This is a genomic window from Bacillota bacterium (assembly GCA_024655925.1).
Taxonomy (GTDB): Bacteria; Bacillota; DTU025; order DTU025; family JANLFS01; genus JANLFS01.
In genome coordinates, this window is record JANLFS010000186.1 from 1 (window position 1) to 2,840 (window position 2,840).

The following is a 2,840-nucleotide window of genomic DNA, read 5'->3' on the forward strand; positions in this document are numbered from 1 at the left end:
ACTTCTGGTTCTGTCTGATGAGGCTGAGGTAGCCGTTGTTCAGCACCACAACTACAATGGGGATGCCGTAATGGCACGCCATTGCGAGTTCCTCGCCGCGGAAAGAAAACCCGCCGTCGCCCACAATGGAGCAGACCGTCGCCTCGGGCTTCGCGATCTTGGCCCCCACAGCCGCAGGGACCTCGTAACCAAGGGTCCCCGCCCCGCCGGACTGCAGGTACCGCCCGGGCTTTGAGATCTTCTGGAATTGCCCCGACCATATCTGAACCAGGCCGCACCCGACGGTGAATATGGCGTCATCGTCGAAGAACCGGTTGATCTCAGCGAACAGCCTCTGGGGCTTGATCGGCCACCCATCGTAGTCCAGGAATCGCGCGGACTCCTCGCGGAGGGTGGGTATGTCGGCGACCCATCCTGCGGCCTCGCGTTTCGCCGTCCTCTCGCGGGCGGCCTCGAGCAAAGCCTCCAAGGCCAGCTTGGCATCGGAGACAATGCCCAAGTCGGCTGGGATGATCCTGCCGATCTGAGTGGGTTCCACGTCGACGTGGATGAACTTCCTGCCTCGTGTGTATGTCGCGAGCCCGCCTGTGTGGCGGTCACTGAACCTGCACCCTACTCCGAGCACAAGGTCTGACTGGAGGAACGCCCGGTTCCCGAAAGGTGTGTTGCACTGGATCCCAACCTGCCCGCAGTAGAGCGGGTGGTCGGGGGACATGCCTCCTTTGCCCATGTAGGTGGTGACCACAGGGATCGAAAGGTACTCGGCAAACTGCCGGAGTTCCTCTGTAGCTCCCGACAATATCACGCCCCCGCCCAGAAGGATCACCGGCGACTGGCTTGCGAGGATCATCTCGATGGCCCGTTCGATCTTCTTGGGGTCGGGCTTTGGATTCTCCCATGCCAAAGGTGCGTCCAAATCTGGGTCGTAATCGATCTCCTCCATCTGGACATCGAGGGGTAGATCGATGAGGATCGGCCCGGGTCTTCCCTGCCTCGCAATTCGAAACGCCTCGCGCATGATCCCTGGAAGCCTCGCAGGCTCGGTTATACACCACGACCCCTTGACCACTGGGCGCGCAATGGTCGCGATGTCCACACACTGAAATGACTCCTTGCCCAGCTGAGCACGGACATTCTGCCCGGTGATCGCCACAATCGGAATGGAGTCGATTTGTGCGGTGTAGAGACCGGTAACGAAGTTAGTTGCTGCAGGGCCGGAGGTGGCGACACAGCAAGCCATCTTGCCGCTCGCCCGGGCATATCCGATGGCCGCGTGCGCCGCCCCTTCTTCGTGCCTGGCTATGTAGTGTTTGATCTGGTTGGATTGCCCAAGGTACTTGTAGAACGGGTTGATGCCGGCGCCGGGAATCCCGAAGGCCACGTCCACGCCCTCACTCTCCAGGATCTTCACAGCCACCTCTGCCGCTCTCATATGATTGCACCCCTCTCCTTGTACTCAATCAGATTCCCGCAATGAGCTGCACACTACGGGATAGCCGCTCCGCAATGTCCACCACATGACGGACAACTGCCGCAATTCTCTCATCGGTCAGCCGTGAAGCCGGACCTGAAATGCTGACCGCCGCGACAGGCAGACCGGGCCCTCCGAAGATCGGGGCGGCCACACACCTCACACCTTCCTCGCGCTCCTCGTCGTCGAGGGCAAATCCATTGCATCGCACGCGTCCAAGCTCAGCGCGGAGAGAGTCGAAGGCGGTAATCGTGTTCCTGGTGAATCTCTCCAATGTCTGCTCACCAAGGGTAGCCTCAGCCTGCTGTTCCGGCAGAAACGCAAGGTACACCTTGCCCACTCCCGTGCAGTGCAATGGCGCCCTGGTCCCAATCTGGGTGAACATCCGGAACATACTGCTCCGCCTGCTCACCACCTGGTCGATGTACACAGCCTCACCTTGGTCGAAAATCACCAAGTTTGCGGTTTCCTCTGTGAGTTCCATCAACTCGACGAGGAACGGCCTTGCCGCGCTCCTCAGTTCGAGACCCTCCAGGACAGGCCGGGCGAACTCGAGCATCTTCAAGCCGAGCCTGTACTTCCTGGTCGACGGATCATGCACAACAAGGCCGTGTGCCGCAAGGGTGGCAAGCAGATGGAAACAGGTCGTGGCATTCAGCCCAAGGGTGGTGCTGAGCTTCTTGAGCCCGACGGGCCCTTCTGCACGCGCCAGTTCCTCCAGGATCGACGCCGCTCTGTCGACAGACTTGATCAGCCTTTTGCCTTCCATACTCGCGTCTCGCTGTCGAGATCGGGACTGGAACTCTGATTGGCGATTGTAAAATATATTTCCCATTGCGCAATTGGTATTCGCCGCGCACGCCGAGATTCCTACCGGCCTGAGACGATTTCCCGTGGTCGCCTCCGCAGACGCAAGCAAGCCCCCGGAGATGCGGCACGAGGTTGCCGCACAAAGGGGCCTGGTCGAGAGAGCCTCGCCGGCCGGCTATTCTGCGGTGCGCTTGAAGGAGTGACCCAGAAAAACGGAAGCCCGTTCGTGCTGAGCCATGCATTTCACTCAGTCACGGACAGGCGAGGGAGTTGGTGTGGTACGCTATTCCCTTGTGTAATCCGCCTCGTCCCGGGCCCTTTACGCCGCGCCCCGGGAGTCGCGATGGTCCCTCTGGGGACCGAGAGCCGGTTGCCCGGATGGGGCCTGGCAAGATCGGCCGCCATGATTAGCCCCGCCGTGCCCGCATCCCCTATCCGTCACACTCCGAGCCCGATAAAGCCTCGCACGGGAGCACTGCCCACACCCGGAACCCCCTTACAGTGCAGTCACAATCACTTCTCCTCGGGAACCCGCCCAGCGTTCGGCAGGATCATCTCC

At 60.8% G+C, this 2,840-nt stretch carries 2 protein-coding genes; both read right to left on the reverse strand.

What is annotated here, in order from left to right:
- The coding region (locus NUW23_15795; GenBank protein ID MCR4427619.1) for a thiamine pyrophosphate-binding protein at positions 1–1,432 on the reverse strand (1,432 nt) is incomplete at its 3' end.
- Between the two features lie 28 nt (positions 1,433–1,460).
- Positions 1,461–2,240 carry an IclR family transcriptional regulator gene (locus NUW23_15800; GenBank protein MCR4427620.1) on the reverse strand — a complete coding sequence of 260 codons (780 nt, stop codon included), beginning with the start codon at positions 2,238–2,240 and terminating at the stop codon, positions 1,461–1,463.
- Between the last annotated feature and the right edge of the window lie 600 nt (positions 2,241–2,840).